The sequence below is a fragment of the Micropruina sp. genome, assembly GCF_047606365.1.
In the GTDB taxonomy this organism is placed as follows: domain Bacteria; phylum Actinomycetota; class Actinomycetes; order Propionibacteriales; family Propionibacteriaceae; genus Micropruina.
The window spans coordinates 40,172-63,159 of sequence record NZ_JASGEN010000080.1 but is presented as its reverse complement, the minus strand read 5'-3'; the positions used below and the strand labels follow the sequence as shown (position 1 = coordinate 63,159).

The following is a 22,988-nucleotide window of genomic DNA, read 5'->3' as shown; positions in this document are numbered from 1 at the left end:
GGTGCGTCCGGCGAACCGGACGCACCCCCGTGGTCACATCGGGATCAGACCGCGTTCTTCTTGGCGGCCGCCACCAGGTCGGTGACCAGCGTCGCCTGATCCTTCGAACGGTAGAACTTCGAGATCGCCGTGCTCATGTCGGAGTTCCAGGCCTGGCTGACCGCCGCACCGTGCGCGATCGAGGGTGCGATCTTGTCCGACTTGAACGACGCCATGGCGGTCTTCTGGTACGCCGGGAAGTCGTCGGACGGCACATCGGTCCGGGCCGGGATCGAACCCTTGGCCAGGTTGAACGCCTTCTGGCCCTCAGGCGAGCCGATCAGCGACAGCCAGTCCTTCGAGCCGCCGGGGTTCTTGGCGTTCTTGGGCAGGGTGAACGAGTCGGCCAGGAAGTCGAAGACACCCTTGGTGCCGGGCACCGGGAAGTAGGTGTAGTCGACGCCGTCCTTCTTGTTCTTGAGCGTGAACTGAGCCACCGCCCAGTCGCCCATCACGTTGTAGGCGGCCTTGCCGTTGATCACCGCGTCGGTGGCGCCCGGCCAGTCGTCGCCGTCGGAGGCGGTGTTGGCATAGCTGAGCAGCTTGGCGTAGTGCGCCACCGCCTTCTTCACGCCGTCGGAGCCCCAGTCGCCCTGTGCGGTGAACAGCTGGGTGTAGCCGTCGACGCCCAGATCGGCGATCAGCACCGTCTCGAACAGCTGCAGCTGGGTCCAGGTGCCTCCCACGCTCAGCGGGGTGGCGACGCCGGCGTCCTTCAGCTTCTGCATGTCGGCGAGCCAGGCGTCGATGTCCGCCGGTTCAGCGGAGGCCCCGGCCTTCTTCAACACCTCAGGGTTCGCCCAGACCACGTTCGCGCGGTGGATGTTGGACGGCACCGAATAGATGTTGCCCTGCACGGTCAGCAGGTCGAGCAGGTTCTGCGGGAAGACGCTGGCCCCGCCCAGTGTGGTGATGACGTCGTTGACCGGCTCGATCTGATCGGCGCGGATGTAGTCCTGCAACTCGGCGCCGGCATGGCCCTGGAAGGAATCCGGTGGGTTGCCGTTCTGCAGGTCGGCGGCCAGCTTCGCCTTCGCGTTGCTGCCGGCGCCGCCGGCGACGGCGAGGTTGACGAAGGTGTCGTTGGGGTACTTCTCCTTGAACAGCTTCTCCAGGGCCTCCAGGCCCACCTTCTCGGAGCCGTCCGCCCACCAGGTGAAGACGCCGACGTCGCCGCCCGCACCACCGGCTGGCGCCGATGCGGCAGAGCTTGGGGATTGACTTGCTGTCGGCGCGGCTGAGCTGCAGCCGGCCAACGTGAGTGCGGCCGCAAATGCCACGGCCACGAGTGGTTGAGCACGCATGGAGATCCTCCGTTGGATCGCTCGTGGGAGCCCAGCTTCTCGGGCCCCGTTGCTTGTCAAGCTAGGCTCGCGCGCGATCCAGCGTCAAGGAGAACCCCCTAGTCGTTGCCGGGTTGTTATCGAATCCGTCCGTGCGACACAAGGACCGGTTCAGTGATCCGGAATCGCCGGTTCGGACACCCATCGCCACAGCCAGCCGGCACCGACCAGACCGACCGCGCCGATGGTCACCGCGGCCGCTCCGAGCGGTGCGACGGCCGCGATCGCGGTGATCAGCAACGGCCCGGCGGCTTGTCCCAGGCCGGTGGTCAGCCGCCAGCCGGCCAGGAACTGCGGACGGCCGACCGCAGGCGAGGCGTCCGAGCCGATGGTCATCACCACACCGGCGGAGATCCCGTTGCCCAGGCCGAGGACGGCGGCGAACAGGGCCACCGCGGCAACCGAATGCGCGAACGGCAGCAGCGCGAAGCAGAGACCCATGATGACCATGGACGGCACCGAGACCCAGCGCCGTCCGAACCGGTCCATCACCGAACCGCCCACGTAGAACAGGGTCATGTCGATCGCCGACGAGAGCGCGAACACCAGGCTGGTCGCGGCCGCGTCCAGGCCGATCTGCTCGCACCACAGCGGCAACAGGGCGTCGCGCGCCGTCCGGACCAGCATCAGCGCGGCGGCGCCCGTCCCGGCGGTGGCGAAAGTGCGGGCATGCTGACGCAGCACCCGCAGCATCTGCACCGGCTCGTCGGGCTGGTGCTCGGGCATCGGCAGATCGGGCAGGGCGAGAGTCACGGTCGCGGCCAGCAGGCTGGTGCCGGCCGCCACCAGGTAGGCCGCCTGCAGCCCCCAGACGCTGACCACGGCCGCACCCATCAGCGGACCGAGCAGCGACCCGATCCGGAACACTCCGCCCAGGGTGGACAGGGCGCGAGCTCGGTACTCGAGCCCGACGGCGACGGTGAGGTACGACTGCCGGGCGAGGCTCAGCATGGCCCCGGACAGCCCGGTGACGAACACCGCACCGGCCAGCACCCAGGTGTTCGGCGCGAAAGCGCAGGTCAGCAGGCAGAGGATGTCGACGCAGAGTGCGCCGACCAGTGACTTCTTCTCACCGAACCGGTCGGCGATCACCCCGGCGGGTAGGGCTCCGACCAGGTTGCCGATGCCCATCAGGGCCACCACCAGCGCCGCCTCCGGCACCGAGGCGCCCAGTGCGCGAGCGGTCAGCGGCACCAGCGGAATGATGGCGCCGAAGCCGATGAACGACACCGCGGTCGGCAGGTAGATGACGACGGCGAGGCGCCGCCAGGGCGCACCGTGATTGCCGTCGAAAGCCACCACCGCAACATATCCGCAGCCTGTGGGCGGCCGTTGCATCGGGTCGCTCTGCGACCGCAAACCACAAACGGGTGGGCGGCCCTTCTCTAGTCCTCGCTGACGGCAGCCCTCCCGGGAGCAAGGCTTCGGAAGTTTGCTGCTTGGAGAACGCCTGCCTTCTGGCCGTTCTTGCTGGGAACGATCCTGAGACTCACGGACATCTCGTGGTCACCCGGGTGCACGTAGTAGCACTCGTCCGTCTCTGGACAGTAGATGCAAACGGCGTCAATGGCGCTCTTGTCGACAGGTTGGATGTGGAGACCGTTGCGATCTGACCACATCGACCTGAACTGGACTGAGACCACGCCCGTCCGGCTCGACCGGTACTTGACTTGCAGCCGGTGGAACCGGCCATCCCGGTACGCCACCAGATCGAACGGTGCATGCTCGGTGGCGGGGAACAGGACGATGAAGCCTTGCGACACCAAGTCGGCGTGAGCTTTTGCGACGCCCAAATCGCCCTTGTCTTTGGTGTGGTGCGGCGTCATGAAGGGGAGAGTAGCGGAAGACCCATCCGACGGTCTGGTGGGTTCAGCGGCGTTTCTGCTTGAACGCCGACCATGCGTCGGAGCTGGGCGTCAAGCTGACCCCTAGAATCGTCCACGGACGGCTCCCCGGGAGGGCGACAGGCGACGATGCGCCTCGCTACGCTCTCGCTCGCGCTGTCTGCATTGCCTCGGTAGCTCAGTTGGATAGAGCAGCCGCCTTCTAAGCGGCTGGCCGCGAGTTCGAGTCTCGCCCGAGGCGCCCACAACTACTCAATTGCTCTTCTGAATAGCGCGGACGCCGACCAGCAGCCCGACTGCGGCGAGGGCGAGGGCGGCCAACCAGCCCCATGACACCGCGAGGTTCCCGAGATCGCCGGCGAGCAGGGCACGCTCGGCCTGCACCACCCAGTTGATCGGATTGACCGCGGAGACCGCGCGCATCCAGCCCGGGGCAGTGTCGAGCGGCAGCAGCATGCCGGACAGGATCAGCAGCGGGAAGATCAGCGTCTGCTGCACTCCCCAGAACAGCCATTCCCGGTCCTTGGTCTTGAGCGCGAGGGTGTAGGACAGGGCTCCCAGGCCGACGCCGAACACCGCCAACAGCGCGAGCCCGATCAGCAGGCCCAGCGGGTGGATGGTGAAACCGAACGGCCAGGCGATCAGCACGATGATCACCGCCTGCGCCACGATCGGCGCAATCTCTTTCAGGGCCCGGCCGATCAGCAGCGACGAGCGGGCCAACGGGGCCACCAGGGTGCGTTCGTGCGAGCCGGTCATCATCTCGTACTGCAGATTCGAGCCGGTCGCGCCGGTGCCGAACAGCACGATCATCACCAGGACGCCGGGCACGAACCACTGCAGCGTCTCGCCGACCGGTTGCCCGGACGTGCCGATCAACAGCGGCCCGAACAGGCCGAGGAAGACCAGCGGTTGCACCAGGCTGAAGATCAGCGTGAACGGGTCGCGGACGACGGGTTTCAGTTCCCGGATCAGCACGTTCCAGGTGTCCCGTGCCGGGTTGGCACGTACCGCGGTGTCGAGGTTCTCAGGTTGCACGGTGGTCATCGGCTCACTCCCGCCTTCTCTTCGAGTTTCTCGGATTGCTCGTCTTCTTCGGCGTCCGTGCCCTCGCCGGCCTCGCGCAGCGTCCGTCCGGTCAGGGCCAGGAACACGTCGTCGAGCGTGGGCGGTACTCCGGTGGCGGAGCGGACGACGATGCCCGCCGCGTCCAGGGCGCGCACCATCGCCGGGAGTAGTGCGTCGCCCTCGGGTGCCGTGACCGTGACGGACGCCTCGCCCGAGCGAGCCACCTCACGATCGGTCAGCCCCTGGACGACGGCGACGGCCGCCGCGGCGTCCGATTCGTCGGCGAAGCCGAGGGTGACCACGTCGCCGGCCAGATTCGCCTTGAGGTGTGCCGCGGTGTCGTCGGCGATCACCCGGCCCTTGTCCATCACCATCACCCGCTCGGCGTACCGGTCGGCCTCTTCCAGGTAGTGCGTGGTGAGGAAGATCGTCGTGCCATGACTGGCCCGCAGTTCGAGGATGTGCTGCCACAGATTGGCTCGGCTCTGCGGATCGAGACCGGTGGAAGGCTCATCGAGGAACAACAACGGCGGTGCGTGCATCAAACCCAGGGCGACATCGAGCCGGCGCTTCTGCCCGCCGGACAGCTGCTGCACCGCACGGTTCGCGAAACCGGCGAGGTCGAGCGACTCGATGAGGTCGTCGGCGCGAGACCTCGAAGCCGCCTTCGACATGCCGTAGAAGGCACCTTGGCTGAGCAGCTCGTCGCGGGTCCGTTGCGCGAAGCTGCCGCTGGTGAGCTGACCCACGTAGCCGATCCGGGCGCGGACTTCGGCCGGCCGGGTCAGGATGTCGAAGCCGACCACACGTGCGGTGCCCGAGGTCGGTGGGATGAGCGTGGTGAGCATGCGCAGGCTGGTGGATTTGCCGGCGCCGTTGGGTCCGAGGAACGCGACGAGTTCGCCGCGGCCGACTTCGAAGCTGAGGTCGGTGACCGCCTCGACGGTCCGCTTCCTGACGGTGAAGCGCTTGGTCAAACCCTGCGCTTCGATGATCGGTTCATTCGCCATGGCTTCACGCTAGATTCCAATGCGGACAGATCCAGTCCGCGATTTGCGGCAATCTTGGAGCATGGCCGATACGACGACCCGGGCCCTGGCGCTACTGAACCTGTTGCAGGCGCATCGCCACTGGCCGGGCGCCGAGCTCGCCGAACGGCTCGGCGTGACCGAGCGGACGGTGCGGCGCGACGTCGAACGGCTGCGCGAACTCGGCTATCGCATCGAGTCGACACCCGGGGTCGCCGGCGGGTACCGGCTGGAGGCGGGCAGCGCACTCCCGCCGCTGCTACTCACCGATGAAGAGGCGGTGGCGATGGCGATCGGGCTGCGGGTCGCGGCGTCCCAACGCCTGGTCAGCGGGCCGGAAACCACCATCACGGCGCTGGCCAAACTGGAACAGGTACTGCCTGCGCCGCTGCGTCGCCGGGTCAAGGCGCTCGCCGAAACCGTCCAGCCCGCCGGGATCAACGCCGGGGCCGCCGTCTCCAGCGATGTGCTGGGCGAGTTGGCGCTGGCGATCCGCGACCACGAACGGGTGCGTTTCGGCTACACCTCGGCATCCGGGCGGCAGACCCGCCGCCGGGTCGAACCGCACGCCCTGGCGCCCGCGGAGCGGCATTGGTACCTACTGTGCTGGGACCTCGACAGGGACGACTGGCGCACCTTCCGGGTCGACCGGCTCGCCGACGTCGAGCACACCACCGTGCTGTTCACGCCGAAGCCGCTGACTGCCGAAGAGATCGAGGAGTTCATCCTGGTGGCCCGCTCGTGGGTGCGGCAGGCGGTCGAGGCGGACGCCGTGATGACCCTGCCGTACGACGAGATGCGGCGCTACTTCGGGCAGTGGGGCCAGGGGGCGCAATCCGAGGACGAGATGCACACCCGCTGGCCGATCGGCGGCAGCGACTTCCGGGAAACCATGTACGGCCTGTCCTGGATCCCGACCGGCGTCGAATATGTGACCGATCTCGCCGAACCGGCCCGCGGTGAGCTGCGCGAGACGCTGGAGCGAATGCTGCGGGCGCTGGATGCCGCGCCGCCGGCGCCGCGTCCGGTCGGTGCGGAGTTGAGCCGGACGCGGGTGTAGCCGTCCTTCTCGGCGGAACCTCTACCGACAGCTGCCCGGACGTGCTGGGCTGGTGGGATGGAGCTTCTGGTACTCGGCGGAACCGCCTTCCTGGGGCGTGAGATCGCGGCCCAGGCGGCCGGACGGGGCTGGTCGGTGACCTGCGCGGCGCGGGGCCGCTCCGGGTCGTTCCCGGACGACGTCCGTTCCGTGGTGCTCGATCGGGACGCCGACGACGGGCTGGCGCCGCTGACCGACCGGGCCTGGGACGCCGTGATCGACCTGGCGCGGCAGCCCGGGCAGGTACGCCGCGCCGTCCGGGAGTTGACGACGCGACACTGGGTCTTCGTGTCCACGGCGAACGTGTACGCCGACCAGGCCACCCGCGGCCAGGACGAATCCGGACCTCTGCTGCCACCTCTGGACGCCGAGACGATGACCGAGCCGGTCCAGTACGGCCCGGCCAAGGTGGCCTGCGAGAACCTGGTGCGCGACACCGCCAGTTGGATGATCGCCCGCGCCGGTCTGATCGTCGGGCCGGGTGACTCATCGAGCCGGCTGGGCTATTGGCCGTGGCGGTTCGCCCACGACCGGACGGCGTCGGTGCTGATCCCCGCCGATCCCGACCAGCCCGTCCAACTCATCGACGTGCGTGACCTGGCCGGCTGGCTGCTGGACTGCGCGGAGGGCGCCGTCCGCGGTGCGTTCAATGCCTGCGGCTCACCGACCACCCTGGGCGAGGTGCTGGACGCCGCCCGCTCAGTCGCCGGGCATCGCCGACGGGTGCTCGCCGCCGACCGTGACTGGCTGATCGAGCACCGGGTGAACCCGTGGATGGGGCCGCGCAGCCTGCCGCTGTGGCTCGGCGGCGACCACGCGCTGTGGGGTTTCCAGGACCACCGCAACGACCGGGCCCTGGCGTCCGGGCTGCGGCTGCGTCCGCTGGCGGACACGCTCACCGACACCCTCGCGTGGGAGACCGGACGCGACGAGCCGCGGGCCGCAGGCCTCGACGACGCCGACCACGACGAACTGGTTCAGGCACTGTCCGCGGACATCGCGGCTCGGCCATGACCCGCTGCGGCATCCGCGTCAGAGTTGCTCAGCCGGCCGTCTCGTCGAGCAACTGCAGCAGATCGTGGGCGGCCAGTTCGACCTTCTTGTGATGCCACTCGGAGGCGCGGAAGACGCACGCGATCAGTGCGCTGCGATGCACCCGCCGGAAGTCGCCGATGACGAAGGCGTAGCGGGCCTTGGTCTCGTCGTTGGCCCCTCCGGTGAGGCCCAGGTGCCACGCGGCGTAGTCGTCCCAGGAGTGTCGTTCCAGGAAAGCGTTCTCGGCCTCGGCGTCCGGTTGGACGTCGCGCCATTGACTGTCCAGCACGTACTGCCGGGCACGGATCAGCCGGCGAGCGTGCTCGACCGCCGTTTCGTTGAGCTGATAGCTGGCCATGCGGAACGGTAACCGGCTGTTGCACGGGGTCGAATCACCCGCAGCGGTGGGCTTGAGCTCCGAGGGTGCCGCCCCGACGGCCCGGTAGTCTTGCCGGCATGTCGACGGACACCATCGCCCGGCACCGCCGGTTGCTCAACGGGATCCCGTCACAACCCGACCTTTCAGCACCGCTGCCCAAACGGATCCTGACCAATCCGTGGACCTGGATCGGTGTGGTGCTCACCGGCATCTACGCGGCCTGCCTGTGGTCGCAGTACGCGCTGATGACCGCCGACACTCCGGTCCGGGGCGGTGTCGTGCCCGGCATCAACCACTCCGCCATCCGCGATTCGTTCTGGTTCGCGATGCCCACCCTGCTGTTCTGGATCGTGCTCTTCGTGATCGCCGACCGGTTCCGTCCGCAGCGGCTGCTGGTCTGGTACCTGACCCTGGGCTGGGGGGCGGCCGTCGCCACTTTCCTGTCGCTGCACATCAACACCTGGGCGTCCGAACAGCTCTCGATCGTGGCCGAAGGCACCCAGGCCGACCCCACCACCGGAGCCCGGGCGGCGATCTACATCGCCCCGTTCGTCGAAGAGGCGGCGAAGGCCACGGTGTTGTTCGGGGTGGCGCTGCTGGCCCGCTACCAGCTGGTGACCAAGCTGAACGGGGTCGCACTGGCCGGGTTGTCCGCGGCGGGCTTCGCGTTCACCGAGAACATCATTTACTACTCGCGCGCGATCATGTATTCGACCTCGCAGATCAACACCGGTGATGCCGAGTCGGCGATCCACGAACTGGTCTGGCTGCGCGGCTTCTGGACGGCGTTCGGGCATCCGCTGTTCACGATGATGACCGGCCTCGGACTGATGGTGGCGCTGCGCACCCACAGCAAGGTGGTGCGTGTGCTGGCTCCGCTGATCGGCTACCTGATGGCCGCGCTGCTGCACATGATGTTCAACTCGCAGGCCACCTTCGCCCAAGGGATGATGCGCTACATCATCTACTTCGCGGTGGCATTGCCGCTGGTGGCGTCGGCCACGATCTACGCGGTGCGGCAGCTGTTCACCGAGAGCCGCAAGATCCGTGCCCGGCTCACCGACTACGTCCGGATGGGTTGGCTGAACCCGGTCGACCCTGACGTCACGTCGCGCGTCCGGCACCGGGCCTGGGCGTTGATGGTGGCGGCCACCCGGGGTTGGACGGTGCTGCGGGCCACCCTGAGCCTGCAGCGGACGCTCACCGAGCTCGCCTACCTGCGCGACGCCGAGGTGAAGGGCGTCATCGACACCGCGGGACAGGCCCGCGCCACCGAGTTGCTGTATCAGACCCGGTCGTTGCGCGGCCTGGCCATCGACGATCCGCGCGGGCAGAAACTCAGCCTGCCGACGCTGCGCAAGCGGCAGCCGGTCGACTATCCGCCGCCGAGTTATCCGGGTCCCGCCGGACTGGGCGGGAACTGGCCCGCAGGACCGGGCGCCGCACCACTAGGATCGCAGCAGTATTCCAGGGTGGACCCGAACTGGGGCCCGCCCCCCGGGTGAGGAGTGGCATGAGCGCTGGCCAGCTGGCGAGTTCGCTCAGGCTGCTCGCGGACGCCCTCGACCGCGCCAGACTGCCGCTGGACCTGCCCGGACGCGGTGCGGCCGAGACCCTGCGCCGCGACCTGGGCGCTCAACTCAACGACTACCTGCTGCCGCGGCTGGAGCGCCTCGACGCACCCATGCTGGCCGTGGTGGGCGGCTCCACTGGCGCCGGAAAATCGACGCTGGTCAACTCGATGATCGGCCGCACGGTCAGCCGTCCGGGGGTGATCCGGCCCACCACCCGCTCGCCCGTCCTGGTGCACCATCCTGACGACGCGCACTGGTTCGGCCCCGAGCGGATCCTGCCCGGGCTGGCCCGCACGCTGGAGGCCGCCAACGACACCCGGACGCTGCAGCTGGTGCCGGAACCGTCGCTGCCACAGGGCCTGGCGATCCTGGACGCGCCCGACATCGATTCGGTGGTCGCCGAGAACCGGGCGCTGGCCGCCCAGCTGCTCGCCGCCGCCGACCTGTGGCTGTTCGTCACCACCGCCGCCCGCTACGCCGACGCCGTGCCGTGGGACTACCTGCGCTCGGCCGCCGAGCGGAGCGCCGCGCTCGCCGTCGTGCTGCAGCGGGTGCCGCCGGCTGCGATGACCGAAGTGCCGGCGCACCTGGGCCAGTTGATGGCCGATCGCGGGCTCGGTGACTCGCCGCTGTTCGCTGTCCCGGAGACCGTCGCCGACGCCGAGGGTTTGCTGCCGGATTCGGCGGTGGCGCCGATCCGGGAGTGGCTGGCCGGGTTGGCGGCCGACAGCCAGGCGCGGGCCGGCGTCGTGCTGCAGACCCTGGGCGGTGCGATCGCCGCGCAATGCCGGACGGCGCCCCAGGTGGCGCAGGCCGCCGACGAACAGGACACCGCTTTGGCGCAGCTGCGCTCCGACGCCGAGGGCGCCTATCGCGAGGCGGCGCGCACCCTCGGCGTCCAGACCGCCGACGGCACGTTGCTGCGCGGCGAGGTGCTGGCCCGCTGGCAGGACTTCGTCGGCACCGGCGAGTTCTTCCGCGCCGTCGAGCAGAAGATCGGCTGGCTGCGCGATCGGCTGATGGCGTCGCTGCGCGGCGAACCGAAGCAGGTCGGCGAGGTCAAGCTGGCCGTCGAATCGGGCATGGAGGTGCTGATCCGCGAAGAGGGTGAGGCGGCCGCCGAACGGGCCGCGGCCGCCTGGGAGAACGATCCCGCCGGACGGCAGCTGCTGGCCGCGACCAAAGTCGACCTCCAGAGCGGCTCGCCCGACTTCCAGGCCCAGGTCGCCCTGGCCATCCGCAACTGGCAGGCCGACGTGCTCGAGCTGGTCACCAGCGAGGGCAGCTCGAAGAAGTCCCGCGCCCGGTTCTTGGCGCTGGGCACCAACGGGGTCGGCATCGCACTGATGATGGTCGTCTTCTCCACCACCGGCGGCGTGACCGGGATCGAGGTGGGGGTGGCCGGCGGCACCGCCGTGCTCGCCCAACGCGTCCTCGAAGCGGTCTTCGGTGAGGACGCCGTCCGCAGGCTCGCCAAACGCGCCAAGGAAGATCTGGACGCCCGCGTCGAGGCGCTGCTGGCGACCGAACTGGCCCGCTACGAGGCGGTCCTCGACGAGGTCGGCGTCCGTGCCGAGGTGGGCGACGAGATCAGGGCCGCGGTGGCGGCGGTCGACGCGGCACGCGGTACCGAGGTCGGCACAGGGCTGCCCACGCTCGCCGAGGTCGAGGGCTTCAGCGGCTCCGCCCGGCAGATCCACGATCGGCCCGAGCTGGTCGCCGGTGGGCAGGGCGCGTCCGAGGACGTCGTGGATGCCGAGTTGATCGCCGATGAGGACGGTGACCGCGGGTGAGCCGCACGCTGGCCCAGCGCCTGCGGGCGCTCGACGAAACCGTGGAATTGAGCCGCGGACGGTCCTCGGACGACGTGGTGACGCGGGCTTCGGCCGTGTTGAAACGGGCGGGGGAGCGTTGGACTTTCACCGGTGATCACACCGTCGTCGCGCTGGCTGGGGCGACCGGCTCGGGCAAGTCGACCTCGTTCAATGCGATCAGCGGCACCGAGTTCGCCAGCACCGGGGTGCGGCGTCCGACCACGTCGACGGCGATGGCCGTCGCCTGGGGCGCCGAGTTGCCGGGTGACCTGCTCGACTGGCTGGACGTGCCCCGGCGTCATCTGGTGCCGGCGCGGCGCAGTGCTTTCGCCAATCTGGTGCTGCTCGACCTGCCCGACCACGACTCCACCGAGACTGCGCACCGGATGACGGTCGACCGGCTGGTGCCGCTGGTCGACATGCTGATCTGGGTGGTCGATCCGCAGAAGTACGCCGACGCCGCCCTGCACGAGCGCTATCTGCGGCCGCTGGCGCAGTACGCCGAGGTGATGATCGTGGTGCTCAACCAGGCCGACCGGCTGCGGCCCGATGAGCTCGCCGACGCGATGGCCGACCTGCGCCGACTGCTCGACGACGAGGGCCTGGCCGCCGCCCGGCTGATGGCGATGTCGGCACTGGAGGGCACCGGCGTGCCCGAGCTGCGGCAGGTCCTCGCCCGGGCCGTCGCCGACAAAGCTGTGGTGAGTGCCCGGATCGCCGCCGACGTGACTGTGGCCGCCGACGAACTCGCCTGGGAGCTGGGCAGCACGCCGGCCCCGGTGCTCGACCGCAAGCAACGCGACCCCTTGGTGAAGGCGCTGGCCGACGCCAGCGGTGTGGGATTGGCGGTCGACAGCGTCCGTGACGCCTGGAAGCTGCGCGGTGGGCTCGCCACCGGGTGGCCGTTCGTGAAGTGGGTGGCCCGGTTCAAACCCGATCCGCTGCGGGCGCTCCGGCTCGATCAGAGCGATCGGCAGCTGGCGCCGACCGCGATCAGCCGGACGTCGCTGCCGAGCGCCAGCCCGGTGCAACGGGCCCGGCTCGACCGTGGGCTGCGTGAACTGGTCGACCAGGCGTCGGCCGGCCTGCCGAGGGGCTGGGCGGCGGCGGTCTCGATGGCCGCGCGGAGTCATGAGGCGCTGCTGATGGACCGGCTGGACACCGCCATCGCCGGTGCCGACCTGGAACTCGACCGGGGGACCGGCTGGTGGTCGATCATCCGGGTTCTGCAGTGGGTGCTGATGGTCGCCGTGGTGGCCGGTGGGCTCTGGGCGCTGTTGTGGGCGTTCGCGCCGGCGCTCGGCCTGGTCGACCTGCCCACCGTGTACTGGTGGGGTTGGCCTGCCCAATTCGTGCTGCTGGCCGGCGGCGTGGTCGGCGGGCTCGCGCTGGCCGGCCTGTCCAGGCTCGCGGTTTCGATCGGTGCCCGGGCGAAGGCGAACCGGGCCGAACGGATCCTGTACCGGACGATCGCCGCGGTCACTGAGACCGAGCTGCTGGAGCCCGTCTCGGAGGAGCTGGATCGGCACCGACGTGCCGTGGCCGCGGTCCGCAACGCCCGCTGACCCCGCTGGTCGAGCCTGTCGAGACCCCTAGTCAGCGCGATTTTGAACACTTTTCGCGCCACGTGCCCACACTGAGGATGACGAATCCCACAGTCTTCAGGAGGGCACCATGGACGCCACCATCACCGTCACCGGCAACGTCGGCAGCGACGTCGACGTGCGTACCGACGACAGCAACGAATGGGCCTATGCCGCCTTCCGGCTGGCCTGCACGCCGCGCTTCGTCCGCAACGGCACCTGGCGCGACGGCGAGACCACCTGGTTGAACGTCAACTGCCGCAACCGGCAGCTGTCGCTCAACGTGCAGGCCAGCGTCAGCAAGGGTGACCCGTTGATCGTCACCGGACGCCTCACCACCTGGAGTTGGACGAACAGCGAGACCGGTGAGGTGCGCGAGAAGCTGGTGCTCGAGGCGATCGCCGTCGGGCACGACCTCGGCCGCGGCACCACCCGGTTCAGCCGGGTTGAGCGGTCCACGCAACAACCCCCGGCCGATGACCCTTCGGTCTTCAACGACCTGGAGGGCACCGATGGTCCCGACGAGCCGGCGAATCAGGCCGACGGCAAGAGTGCGGCGGCCTGAGTCGATTGCGCCCGGAGTCCGGGCGGGTGGGCCCGACTTCGGGGCGGGATCCGGTGGCCGGCGCGGGCGCGTCCCCCGAGCCTGCCGGCCACCGGTTTCTCGGCGTCAGTCGCGGGTGAGCCGGCGATGCTTACTGGCGTGCGGACGGGCCGCCTCGGCACCCAGCCGGGCGACCTTGTTGTCCTCGTAGTCGGCGAAGTTGCCCTCGAACCAGAACCAGTTGGCCTCGTCGGCGTCGCTGCCCTCCCAGGCCAGGATGTGGGTGGCCACCCGGTCGAGGAACCAGCGATCGTGGGAGATCACCACGGCACAGCCGGGGAACTCCAGCAGCGCGTCTTCCAGCGACTGCAGGGTCTCCACGTCCAGGTCGTTGGTCGGCTCGTCGAGCAGCAGCAGGTTGCCGCCCATCTTCAGCGTGAGCGCCAGGTTCAACCGGTTCCGCTCACCACCAGACAGCACGCCGGCCAGCTTCTGCTGGTCCGGTCCCTTGAACCCGAAGGAGGCGACATAAGCACGCGACGGCATCTCGAAACTGCCGACCTTGATGTGGTCCAGCCCGTCCGAGACGACCTCCCAGACATTCTTCGACGAGTCGATCCCGCCGCGGGACTGATCGACGTACGAGATCTGGACGGTCTTGCCGACCTCCAGACTGCCCGCGTCGGGCTGCTCCTCGCCGACGATCATCTTGAACAGCGTGGTCTTGCCGACGCCGTTCGGGCCGATGATGCCGACGATGCCGGCCCGGGGCAGGGTGAACGACAGGTTCTCGATCAGCAGCCGATCGCCGAAGCCCTTGCTGAGCTTCTTGGCGTCCAGCACGTCGGAACCGAGCCGCGGGCCCGGCGGAATGTTGATCTCGGCCAGGTCGACCTGACGGTTGCGCTCGGCCTCGGCGGCCAGTTCCTCGTAGCGGGCCAGGCGGGCCTTGTTCTTCGCCTGCCGGGCCTTCGGGTTGGCCCGCACCCACTCGAGTTCCTTCTCCAGGATCTTGGCGCGCTTGGCGTCCTTCTTGCCCTCGATCTGCAGGCGTTGCCGCTTGGTCTCCAGGTAGGTGGAGTAGTTGCCCTCGTAGGGGTGCAGCCGGCCGCGGTCGATCTCGCAGATCCACTCGGCCACGTTGTCCAGGAAGTACCGGTCGTGGGTGACGGCCAGCACGGCGCCCGGGTAGGTCTTCAGGTGACCCTCGAGCCAGTTCACGCTCTCGGCGTCCAGGTGGTTGGTGGGCTCGTCGAGCAGCAGCAGATCGGGCTGCTGCAGCAGCAGCTTGCACAGCGCGACCCGGCGTCGCTCGCCACCCGAGAGCACGTCGACGACGGTGTCCCCGGGCGGGCACTGCAGGGCGTCCATCGCCTGTTCGAGCTGCGACTCCAGATCCCATGCCTGCCGGTGGTCGAGCTCGGTCTGCAGGTTGCCCATCTCTTCCATCAGGGCGTCGAAGTCGGCGTCCGGATCGGCCATCTCCATGCCGATCTCGTTGAACCGGTCAACCATCCCCTTGGTTTCGGCGACGGCCTCTTCGATGTTCTCCATCACCGTCTTGCCCTCGGTCAGCGGCGGCTCCTGCAGCAGGATGCCGACGGTCGCCTCCTTCTTCAGGAAGACATCGCCGTTGTCGGGTTGGAGCAGCCCGGCCATCAGCTTGAGCATGGTCGACTTGCCGGCACCGTTCGGGCCGACGACGCCGATCTTGGCGCCCTCGAAGAACGACATGGTGACGTTGTCGAGCACCAGCTTCTCGCCCAGCTTCTTGCGGACGTTGTGCATGGTGAACACGAACTCGGGCATACGGAACCTCGTCAAGGAAAGGGGAAGTCGAACAGAGCGCACACGAGTATATCGAGCCTCGCGGCAGCAGCTGCCCAGGCGTCAGCCGTTCAGCAGTTCGGCCAGCGTCACGGCCCGCCGTCCGGTCAGGTCGGCGAGCTGGGTGCGGCACGAGAAGCCGTCCGCCAGCACGATCGCGTCGGCCGGTGCGGCCTCGACGGCGGGCAGCAGGTGCAGACCCGCGACAGCCACCGAGATGTCGTAGTGGCCGCGCTCGACGCCGAAATTGCCGGCCAGGCCACAGCAGCCGGTCACCGTCACGATCTCTGCACCCGTGGCGCGCAGCAGGGCAGCATCGGCCGCCCAGCCGAGCACGGCGGTGTGGTGGCAATGGGGTTGCGCGACGATGGTGCGACCGGCCAGGTTGGGCGGCTGCCAGCCCGGCGTGCGACCGAGCAGTTCGGCCAAGGTGTGCAGACCGTTCGCCACCCGCGCCACGCGGGGATCGTCGACGAGTTCGGCGGCCTCATCGCGCCACACCGACAGGCAGGACGGCTCGAGGCCGACGACCGGGACGCCGGAATCCACCAGTGGGCTCAGCACGTCGAGGGCCTGCCGTATCCGGTGGGCGGCGGCGTCCAGTTGGCCGGTGGTGATCCAGGTGAGCCCGCAACACGCGTGCCCGCCGACCAGTTCGGGCCGGTAGCCGGCGCCGGCCAGCACCCGGAATGTCGCCGCCAGCTGCTCACCGTTGAAGCCGCGGGTGAACGAGTCGGCCCACACCGCCACACGACCCTGGTCGTTGTCCACGGCCGCCGGCTCGCCCGCGGACGACAGGGTCGAGGCTTGGGAGAGGGGCCTGCGCCGCAACGGCGGGATTCGACGCCGGGCGTCCACCCCGGCCAGGCCGAGCAGCACCCGCCGCAGCCCGGGGGTGCGCAGCGCGGTGTTCGCCAGTGCGGCGACGCCGGGCACCGCGGTCATCATCCGCGTCCAGCGAGGCAGCCAGCCCAGGGTGTAGTGGGTCAGCGGCCGAAGCCGTCCGGAGTACGCCCGATCCAGCACCCGGGCCTTGTCGCGGGCCAGATCGACACCGGTGGGGCATTCGGTGGCGCAGGCCTTGCAGGCCAGGCACAGGTCGAGCGCCGCGGTCACCTCGGGGGAGCGGGGCGAGGCGATCAGCGAACCGTTCGCCAGCTCCTGCAGCACCCGGGCCCGGCCCCGGGTCGAATCCTGCTCGCGCCGGGTCACCTGGTACGAGGGGCACATCGCGTCGGCCGCACCGGACGCCACACACCGGCCGACCCCACTGCACCGATGCACGTCGGCCACCGCCCGCGCCATCGGATGCGGAACGGAGGCCAACCGCAGCGAAGCATCCAGCGGTGCGGGATCGACCAGCACTCCCGGGTTGAGCAGATTGTCCGGATCGAACAGCTGCTTGACCGCGGCGAACAGCGCCAGGGCCAGCGGCGAGTACATCCGCGGCAGCAGTTCCGAGCGGGCGCGGCCGTCGCCGTGCTCACCCGACATCGAGCCGCCGTGTGCCGCGACCAGGTCGGCCGCCTCCTCGACGAACCGGCGATAGGCGGCGGTGCCACCCCGCAGACCGATCGGAAAGTCGATCCGGCAGTGCACGCAGCCTTCGCCGAAGTGCCCGTAGGGAAGTCCGTGCAGACCGTGCCGGGTCAGCAACTGCTCGAACTCGCGCAGGTAGGCGCCGAGACGTGCCGGCGGAACAGCGGCGTCCTCCCAACCGGGATGGGCCGGCTCAGCCAGGGCCACCCCGGCGTAGCCGGCGGCATCGGCGCGCAACCGCCACCATCGGCCCGCCTCCCGGGAATCCCGCGCCACCACGGCGCCGAGCGCGGAGCCCAGGCCTGCCAGCTCCCGGGCTGCTGCCACGACCGCGTCCGGATCATCGGCGGCCAACTCGACGAACAGCCAGCCACGTCCGGGCGGCAGTTCGTGTGCCGGCTCAGTCCCACTGCGCAGCGCGGGTTCGATGATTCGGGCGTCCAGCCCCTCACAGGCCCGCGGCCGGTACCGGAGTACCTCGGGCATCGCGTCGGCAGCCTCGGCCAGCGAGGCGAAGCCGAGCACCACCAGCGCGATGTGCGCGGGTTCCTGGGAAAGCCGGACGGTGGCCCGGCGCACCACGGCGAGGGTGCCTTCGGAGCCGACCAGAAAGCGGGCCACATCGAAGCCGTGCTCGGGCAGCAGGTGTTCCAGCGAATAACCGGACACCTGCCGGCCGAAACGACCGAACTCGGTGCGGATCACGCCCAGATTGGCCAGCACCAACTCATGCAGGGCGCGCAGCGTCGGCGACGGGTGGGTGCGCAGGTCGGCGCCGGGCTCGAGCAGCAGCCGCTCGCCACTCCCGGTGATCACCTCCAGCCCTGCCACCACGTCGCTGGTGCGTCCGTAGCCCAGAGCGCGTGGCCCGCAGGCGTTGTTGCCGATCATGCCGCCCACCGTGCATCGGGACGCGGTCGACGGGTCGGGCCCGAATCTCAGTCCGTGCGGCCGTCCGGCGGCGGTCAGGTCGGCTTGGACGACGCCCGGCTGCACCACGGCCACGCCAGAGAGGGGATCGAGCGATTCGATCCGATTCAGGCGGCGGGTGTCGATCACCAGGCCCGGCCCGACCGCGTTGCCGGCGCACGACGTCCCGGCGCCACGCATCGTGACGGACAGTTGTCGTTGCAGGGAGTCGTCGACGGCCGCGTCCAGCTCGGCGAGGTCGCTGGGCACGAAGACCGCTTCGGGTACCACCCGGTAGAGGGAGGCGTCGGAGGAGTAGAGGGCGCGGCTCAGCGTGGAACGGTCAAAGGCGGGGCGGCCCACCCGGTCAGTCTGCCACCTCGAGCACGGCGTTCATGGCGCGGCCGAGAGCCTCGTAGTCGGCGGGTTCGACCGCGTCGACCAGTGCGGCGCGCACCGATGCGACATGGTTCGGAGCCGCGGACTTCAGCAGATTCAGGCCGGTGGCGGTGAGCACCGCGATCACCCCGCGGCGATCGTGCGGGCAGCTCTTGCGCAGGATCAGCCCCTTGGCCTCCATGCGCGCCACCGTGTGGGTGAGCCGGGAACGCGACTGCCGAACCCGATCGGCGAGCTCGGACATGCGCATCTCCAGCTGGTCGGCTTCGGAGAGGTTGACCAGGATCTCGTATTCACCCAGATCGAGCCCGAACGGCCGCAATTCGGCATCGAGTCGTTCGTTGATCCGACTCACCCCGGCCAGGTACGCGCGCCAGATCGCCTGCTGTTCGGCGGTCAGCCACAAGACGGTGTCGGATGCAACAGTCACAGGGTAAGTTTAACATCACTTGTTGAAGCGTAAACCGAAAGCCTTGCGGGCCGGGCGCCAGGGGGCGCTGGCTAGGGAAAAGCAGGTCCTTGCCGGCCGCCCCGATCGCCTCGACGGCCACCGCTTGCCAGGCATCCGTCGCCGGCGATTCCGGTATCGGCGAACCGGATCGTCCCCCGCCGTGCCGGCTCGGTCCTGATCGCAGTATCGCGCCCTAGAATGGCCGAAATTCGGCACCGACGCCGTGGCCAGACGGGAGTGACATGAACACCCATGCCGACGCCATCCTGCACGACAAGCCCACCTCGGTCGGCGCCCTGCTGAACTGGCGGGCCGAGAAATCCCCGAACGCCGAGGCGTTCCGCTACCCCGACGGCAACGACGTGTGGCAGTCGTTGACCTGGGCCCAGGCCCGGCAGCGCATCCACGAGGTAGCCGCCGGACTGCTCACCTTCGGCGTGGGTCAGGAGGAGCGGGTCGCGATCGCAGCCCCGACCCGGATCGAGTGGATTCTGGTCGACCTGGCGATCAGTGCCATCGGTGCGGCGACCACCACCATCTATCCCAACACCGCGCCCGACGACTTCCAGTACATCGTGGCGCATTCGGCCTCCCAGGTGCTGGTGGCCGAGGACGCCGCACAGGCAGCCAAACTCGACGGCGGCGAGGCGCAGGTGCGGGCGGTGATCCTGCTGGAGGGCGAAGGGGACGGCGAACACACCCTGTCCTGGCGCCAGCTGATCAGCCGCGGGAAGAAGCGACTCGCCGAGCAGCCGGACTGTGTCGACGCGGCCCGCGACGGCATCGGCCTGGACAGCCTGGCCACCCTGATCTACACCTCCGGCACCACCGGCCGTCCGAAGGGCGTCGAACTCACCCAGCGCAACTGGATCTACGAGGGATTCGCGGTCGAGCAGCTGGATCTGATCGACTTCAAGGACTTGCAGTACCTGTGGCTCCCGCTCTCCCATGTCTTCGGCAAATGCCTGCTCGCGATCCAGCTGGCCATCGGGTTCGCCTCGGCGGTCGACGGCCGGGTCGACCGGATCGTGGCGAACCTCGGGGTGACCAAACCCACCTTCATGTGCGGAGCTCCGCGGATCTTCGAGAAGGTGCGGGCCACCGTCCTGTCCACGAACTCGACCGGCCTCAAGGGCAACATCGCGCGCTGGGCGTTCGCGGTCGGGAAGCAGAGCCACCCCTATCGGCTGCAGGGACGTCCGCTGCCGTTGCCGCTTCGGCTGCAGTACAAGGTGGCCGACAAACTGGTCTTCCACAAGTTGCGCGAGCGGCTGGGCGGACGGATGCGGTTCATGGTCTCGGGCTCGGCCAAGCTGAACCAGAAGGTGCAGGGCTGGTTCTATTCGGCGGGGCTGCTGGTCGTCGAGGGCTATGGGCTGACCGAGACGACGGCGTTCTCGTTCGTGAACCTGCCGGTCGAGCCTCGGTTCGGCACCGTCGGCAAGGTCGCTCCCGGATCGGAGGTCCGCATCGCCGACGACGGCGAGGTGCTGATCAAGGGCCCGGGCGTGATGCGCGGCTACCACGCTGCCGACGACATGACGGCCGAGGCGATCGTGGACGGCTGGTTCCACACCGGCGACCTGGGCGAACTGGACGCCGAGGGCAACCTGACCCTGACCGACCGCAAGAAGGACCTGATGAAGACCTCCGGCGGCAAATATGTGGCGCCGCAAAAGGTGGAGGGTGCACTGGTCGCCGCGATCCCGTTCATTAGCCAGGCGGCCGTGGTCGGCGACGGGCGCAAGTACATCTCCGCGCTGTTGACGCTGGACGCCGACAACGTCAAACGTTGGGCAGCGGTGAACGGAATGGCCGACGCCGACTATGCCGAGATCGTCGCCAGCGACAAGGCGCACCAGGCGGTCCAGGAGTTCGTCGATCGGGCCAACCAGAGCCTGGAGCGTTGGGAGACGGTGAAGAAGTTCGTCATCCTGCCGCAGGAGTTCAGCGTCGACGAGGGCGAGGTGACGCCGAGCATGAAGGTCCGCCGTTCGGCGATCGCGAAACGCTTCGCCGACGAGATCGACTCGATGTACGAGCGCGAGTCGGACGACGAGTGAACCCGGCCGCAGTCGTCCGGGTGCCGCTGCGCTGGGTCGATCTCGACGCGCAGGGCCACGTCAACAACGCGCTGATCGCCGACTACCTGCAGGAGGCGCGCGTCCGGTTCCTGCTGGAGGGCGAGAACGCCGCCCTGCTGGGCCACGGCACGTTGGTGGTCGGCCATCAGGTGGAGTACCTGGCGCCGGTCGAGTTCCGCACCGAGCCGGTGGAGGTGCGGCTCTGGGTCGGCAATGTCGGTGCCTCGCGGTTCACCATCGGCTACGAGGTCGTCCAGGACGGTGTGGTCGCCGCCCGGGCTCGGACGGTGCTGTGCATCTTCGATTTCGACGCCGGCCGTCCGCGCCGGATGACACCCACCGAACGGGCCTGGTTCGTCGACCGCAGCAGTCCGCTGGAGCCGCTGCGCCCGCTGGGTAGGTGGCGGGCGGGTGAGCGGGCACACGCCACCCCGCTGACCGTCCGGTGGACCGACTTGGACGCCTACGGCCACGTCAACAATGTGCGCTTCTTCGACTACGTCGCGGAGGCGCGGGTGCAGATGTCGAGCGAAGCCGACCAGGCCGGCAACCGGATGTCGGCGGCGGCCGAAGCCGGCTACCTGTGGATGGTCGCCCGTCAGGACGTCGACTATCTGGCCCAGCTCGACCATCGGCTGGAGCCGTACCAGAGCCGGGTCGCGGTGGCCGAGATCGGCCGCACCTCGATGACCCTGGTCGCCGAGGTCACGGACCCGCTGGCCGGCACCACGCACGCCCGCGCTCGGACCGTGCTGGTCTGCGGCGACCGGACGGGCCGTCCGATCCCGGTGCCCGACGAGTTGCGGAGCGGGTTGGAACTCTGGCCCGCCGAACACTTCTGACCGGACGCGGACGAGCTTGTCGAGACCTCGTGATCGGATCTCGACAAGCTCGATCAGCGGTGGTCCGACGAGCTCGTTCAGCGGTGGTTCAGCCGGCGAGTGATGCCTTGTCGTCGGCCTTGCCGGCGAAGCGCTCCAGCAGGTTCGACAGGTCGACCCCGGTGGTGTTCTTCAGCATCTCCATGGTCTGCACCACGTTGTCGTTGACCTGCTTGGGCAGGGCGCCGGCACCGTCGGTGGACACCACGGTCAGCTTGTCGATGTTGCTCATCGGAGCGGCCACCTCGCGAGCCACCTGCGGCAGCACCTTCACCAGCATTTCGAGCACGGCCGCCTCGTTGTACCGGGCGTAGGCGTCGGCGCGCTTGTTCATCGCCTCGGCTTCTGCCTCACCGGTGGCCAGAATCGCCGCCGCCTGGGCGTCGCCCTCGGCGCGCAGCGCCTCGGCCTCGGCGATCCGGCGAGCCTTCTCGGCCTCGCCCCGCTTGGCGCCCTCGATGGCCTCAGCCTCGGCGAGCGCCGCCCGGCGGGACTTGTCACCCTCACCGGTCAGCCGCGCCTTCTCGGCCTCGGCCTCCGCGGCGGCGATCGCCGCCGCCTTGTTCGCCTCGGCGGTCAGGATCGCCGACTGCCGCTTCGCGGCGGCTTCGGTCTCGACCCGGTAGCGCTCGGCGTCCGCCGGCTTGCGCACCTCGGTGTCGAGCTGGCGCTCCTTGAGCGCGGCCTGCCGGACGGCGACCTTCTCCTGCTCGGCCAGGATCGCCTGATCGCGGTCGGCCTGGGCGAGCGGACCGGAGGAGGCGGCCTGGGCCGCGGCGGCATCGGTCTCGGCCTTGATCTCGGCCCGCTTGAGCATCAACTCGCGCTCCGAGATGGCGATCTGCTGTTCGGCCGCCAGCCGGGACTGCTCGGCTGCCTGCCGGGACTGGGCCTCGGCGACCGCGGCCAACTGCTGGACGCGGGCCGCCTCGGGCCGTCCGAGATCGGACAGGTAGGTGCCGTCGTCGGTGATGTCCTGGATCTGGAAGGTGTCCAGCACCAGGCCCTGGCCGGTCAGCGAGGATTCGGCTTCGTCCGCCACCCGCTGCGCGAACGCCGCCCGGTCGCGGATAATCTGCTCCACGCTCAGCCCGCCGATGATCGCGCGCAGCGAGCCGGCCAGGGTCTCCTGGGTGAACGTCTCCACCTCGTCCTGCTGCTGCAGGAAGCGCTGCGCGGCGGCGCGGACCGAGTCCTGGTTGCCGCCCACCTTGACGATCGCGACGCCGTCCAGGTTCAGCTTGACGCCCTGCCCGGAGACCGCGCCGCGGATCTGCACCGGGATGCGACGGCTCTGCAGGTCGAGCACATGCAGTCGTTGCACGAACGGCACCACGAAGACGCCGCCGCCCATCACCACCTTCTGGCCGGACAGATCGGTGGAGACCCGTCCGGTCTCGGCGTTGCGGATCTCCTTGCCGCGGCGTCCGGTGACGATGTAGGCCTCGTTGGGGCCGGCCACCTTGTAGCGGCTGGCGATCAACAGGCCGAGCAGCACCACAACGGCGACGAGGCCGACGATCGGGAGGATCAGGGGATTCATCTAAC

General features: G+C 69.3%; 18 protein-coding genes and 1 tRNA gene. 9 read left to right on the top strand and 10 right to left on the bottom strand.

Annotated elements, in window-relative coordinates; translation table 11 throughout:
• Nucleotides 1-44 precede the first annotated feature (44 nt).
• The 3 genes from QM624_RS09180 to QM624_RS09170 all read right to left on the bottom strand — a co-directional run bounded on the left by QM624_RS09180 (nucleotide 45) and on the right by QM624_RS09170 (nucleotide 3,208).
• Entirely contained in the window at nucleotides 45-1,343 is a 1,299-nt protein-coding gene (locus tag QM624_RS09180) for an ABC transporter substrate-binding protein (RefSeq protein ID WP_415091023.1), read from the bottom strand.
• 150 nt (nucleotides 1,344-1,493) lie between these two features.
• Nucleotides 1,494-2,681 (bottom strand): MFS transporter, encoded by a 1,188-nt coding sequence (locus tag QM624_RS09175; RefSeq protein WP_415091021.1) that lies wholly within the window; start codon nucleotides 2,679-2,681, stop codon nucleotides 1,494-1,496.
• 86 nt (nucleotides 2,682-2,767) lie between these two features.
• Nucleotides 2,768-3,208 (bottom strand): group I intron-associated PD-(D/E)XK endonuclease, encoded by a 441-nt coding sequence (locus QM624_RS09170; protein WP_415091019.1) that lies wholly within the window; start codon nucleotides 3,206-3,208, stop codon nucleotides 2,768-2,770.
• 185 nt (nucleotides 3,209-3,393) lie between these two features.
• Between QM624_RS09170 and QM624_RS09165 the strand changes: the two genes are divergently transcribed.
• Nucleotides 3,394-3,467 (top strand) — tRNA-Arg (locus tag QM624_RS09165).
• Between the two features lie 11 nt (nucleotides 3,468-3,478).
• Here QM624_RS09165 and QM624_RS09160 read toward each other — a convergent pair.
• Nucleotides 3,479-4,273, bottom strand: a complete 795-nt coding sequence (locus QM624_RS09160) for an ABC transporter permease (RefSeq protein ID WP_415091017.1) — start codon at nucleotides 4,271-4,273, stop codon at nucleotides 3,479-3,481.
• Nucleotides 4,270-5,304 (bottom strand): ABC transporter ATP-binding protein, encoded by a 1,035-nt coding sequence (locus QM624_RS09155; protein ID WP_415091015.1) that lies wholly within the window; start codon nucleotides 5,302-5,304, stop codon nucleotides 4,270-4,272. Before QM624_RS09155 ends, QM624_RS09160 begins: the two co-directional genes overlap by 4 nt.
• 61 nt (nucleotides 5,305-5,365) lie before the next feature.
• Here QM624_RS09155 and QM624_RS09150 point away from each other — a divergent pair, with 61 nt between their 5' ends.
• Together QM624_RS09150 and QM624_RS09145 are read left to right on the top strand one after the other, a co-directional pair.
• The gene (locus QM624_RS09150) at nucleotides 5,366-6,382 is read left to right on the top strand and encodes a helix-turn-helix transcriptional regulator (protein WP_415091013.1); all 1,017 of its coding nucleotides are present in this window, start codon (nucleotides 5,366-5,368) and stop codon (nucleotides 6,380-6,382) included.
• Nucleotides 6,383-6,439: 57 nt separating this feature from the next.
• The gene (locus QM624_RS09145; RefSeq protein WP_415091011.1) at nucleotides 6,440-7,435 is read left to right on the top strand and encodes an oxidoreductase; all 996 of its coding nucleotides are present in this window, start codon (nucleotides 6,440-6,442) and stop codon (nucleotides 7,433-7,435) included.
• A 28-nt stretch (nucleotides 7,436-7,463) separates the two neighbouring features.
• On the opposite strand, the gene QM624_RS09140 is transcribed toward QM624_RS09145, so the two are convergent.
• Nucleotides 7,464-7,814 carry a hypothetical protein gene (locus tag QM624_RS09140; protein WP_415091009.1) on the bottom strand — a complete coding sequence of 117 codons (351 nt, stop codon included), beginning with the start codon at nucleotides 7,812-7,814 and terminating at the stop codon, nucleotides 7,464-7,466.
• 98 nt (nucleotides 7,815-7,912) lie between these two features.
• Here QM624_RS09140 and QM624_RS09135 point away from each other — a divergent pair, with 98 nt between their 5' ends.
• From QM624_RS09135 to QM624_RS09120, 4 genes are all read left to right on the top strand, one after another.
• Complete coding sequence (locus QM624_RS09135) at nucleotides 7,913-9,340, top strand: PrsW family intramembrane metalloprotease (protein WP_415091007.1); 1,428 nt, start codon at nucleotides 7,913-7,915, stop codon at nucleotides 9,338-9,340.
• 8 nt (nucleotides 9,341-9,348) lie between these two features.
• Nucleotides 9,349-11,202, top strand: coding sequence for a GTPase domain-containing protein (locus QM624_RS09130; RefSeq protein WP_415091005.1), 1,854 nt, complete (start codon nucleotides 9,349-9,351; stop codon nucleotides 11,200-11,202).
• Nucleotides 11,199-12,788, top strand: a complete 1,590-nt coding sequence (locus QM624_RS09125; RefSeq protein WP_415091003.1) for a GTPase — start codon at nucleotides 11,199-11,201, stop codon at nucleotides 12,786-12,788. Before QM624_RS09130 ends, QM624_RS09125 begins: the two co-directional genes overlap by 4 nt.
• A gap of 109 nt (nucleotides 12,789-12,897) precedes the next feature.
• Nucleotides 12,898-13,371 carry a single-stranded DNA-binding protein gene (locus QM624_RS09120; protein ID WP_415091001.1) on the top strand — a complete coding sequence of 158 codons (474 nt, stop codon included), beginning with the start codon at nucleotides 12,898-12,900 and terminating at the stop codon, nucleotides 13,369-13,371.
• A 105-nt stretch (nucleotides 13,372-13,476) separates the two neighbouring features.
• On the opposite strand, the gene ettA is transcribed toward QM624_RS09120, so the two are convergent.
• The 3 genes from ettA to QM624_RS09105 all read right to left on the bottom strand — a co-directional run bounded on the left by ettA (nucleotide 13,477) and on the right by QM624_RS09105 (nucleotide 18,454).
• The gene (ettA, locus tag QM624_RS09115) at nucleotides 13,477-15,159 is read right to left on the bottom strand and encodes an energy-dependent translational throttle protein EttA (protein ID WP_415090999.1); all 1,683 of its coding nucleotides are present in this window, start codon (nucleotides 15,157-15,159) and stop codon (nucleotides 13,477-13,479) included.
• An 81-nt stretch (nucleotides 15,160-15,240) separates the two neighbouring features.
• Nucleotides 15,241-17,988, bottom strand: a complete 2,748-nt coding sequence (locus QM624_RS09110) for an FAD-binding and (Fe-S)-binding domain-containing protein (RefSeq protein ID WP_415090997.1) — start codon at nucleotides 17,986-17,988, stop codon at nucleotides 15,241-15,243.
• 4 nt (nucleotides 17,989-17,992) lie between these two features.
• On the bottom strand, nucleotides 17,993-18,454 hold the full coding sequence (locus QM624_RS09105; protein WP_298130705.1) for a MarR family winged helix-turn-helix transcriptional regulator: 462 nt from the start codon (nucleotides 18,452-18,454) through the stop codon (nucleotides 17,993-17,995).
• A gap of 263 nt (nucleotides 18,455-18,717) precedes the next feature.
• Here QM624_RS09105 and QM624_RS09100 point away from each other — a divergent pair, with 263 nt between their 5' ends.
• Entirely contained in the window at nucleotides 18,718-20,538 is a 1,821-nt protein-coding gene (locus tag QM624_RS09100) for an AMP-dependent synthetase/ligase (protein ID WP_415090994.1), read from the top strand.
• Nucleotides 20,535-21,401, top strand: coding sequence for an acyl-CoA thioesterase (locus QM624_RS09095; protein WP_415090992.1), 867 nt, complete (start codon nucleotides 20,535-20,537; stop codon nucleotides 21,399-21,401). Before QM624_RS09100 ends, QM624_RS09095 begins: the two co-directional genes overlap by 4 nt.
• A gap of 88 nt (nucleotides 21,402-21,489) precedes the next feature.
• On the opposite strand, the gene QM624_RS09090 is transcribed toward QM624_RS09095, so the two are convergent.
• On the bottom strand, nucleotides 21,490-22,983 hold the full coding sequence (locus tag QM624_RS09090; protein WP_415090990.1) for a flotillin family protein: 1,494 nt from the start codon (nucleotides 22,981-22,983) through the stop codon (nucleotides 21,490-21,492).
• Nucleotides 22,984-22,988: the final 5 nt, after the last annotated feature.

Bases quoted from the DNA above. Each gene is read 5' to 3' on its own strand.
- QM624_RS09130 (WP_415091005.1), top strand. From the start codon at position 9,349: ATGAGCGCTGGCCAGCTGGCGAGTTCGCTCAGGCTGCTCGCGGACGCC.
- QM624_RS09090 (WP_415090990.1), bottom strand. From the start codon at position 22,983: ATGAATCCCCTGATCCTCCCGATCGTCGGCCTCGTCGCCGTTGTGGTG.
- QM624_RS09120 (WP_415091001.1), top strand. From the start codon at position 12,898: ATGGACGCCACCATCACCGTCACCGGCAACGTCGGCAGCGACGTCGAC.
- QM624_RS09150 (WP_415091013.1), top strand. From the start codon at position 5,366: ATGGCCGATACGACGACCCGGGCCCTGGCGCTACTGAACCTGTTGCAG.
- QM624_RS09155 (WP_415091015.1), bottom strand. From the start codon at position 5,304: ATGGCGAATGAACCGATCATCGAAGCGCAGGGTTTGACCAAGCGCTTC.
- QM624_RS09180 (WP_415091023.1), bottom strand. From the start codon at position 1,343: ATGCGTGCTCAACCACTCGTGGCCGTGGCATTTGCGGCCGCACTCACG.
- ettA (WP_415090999.1), bottom strand. From the start codon at position 15,159: ATGCCCGAGTTCGTGTTCACCATGCACAACGTCCGCAAGAAGCTGGGC.
- QM624_RS09170 (WP_415091019.1), bottom strand. From the start codon at position 3,208: ATGACGCCGCACCACACCAAAGACAAGGGCGATTTGGGCGTCGCAAAA.
- QM624_RS09145 (WP_415091011.1), top strand. From the start codon at position 6,440: ATGGAGCTTCTGGTACTCGGCGGAACCGCCTTCCTGGGGCGTGAGATC.
- QM624_RS09135 (WP_415091007.1), top strand. From the start codon at position 7,913: ATGTCGACGGACACCATCGCCCGGCACCGCCGGTTGCTCAACGGGATC.
- QM624_RS09160 (WP_415091017.1), bottom strand. From the start codon at position 4,273: ATGACCACCGTGCAACCTGAGAACCTCGACACCGCGGTACGTGCCAAC.
- QM624_RS09140 (WP_415091009.1), bottom strand. From the start codon at position 7,814: ATGGCCAGCTATCAGCTCAACGAAACGGCGGTCGAGCACGCTCGCCGG.
- QM624_RS09100 (WP_415090994.1), top strand. From the start codon at position 18,718: ATGAACACCCATGCCGACGCCATCCTGCACGACAAGCCCACCTCGGTC.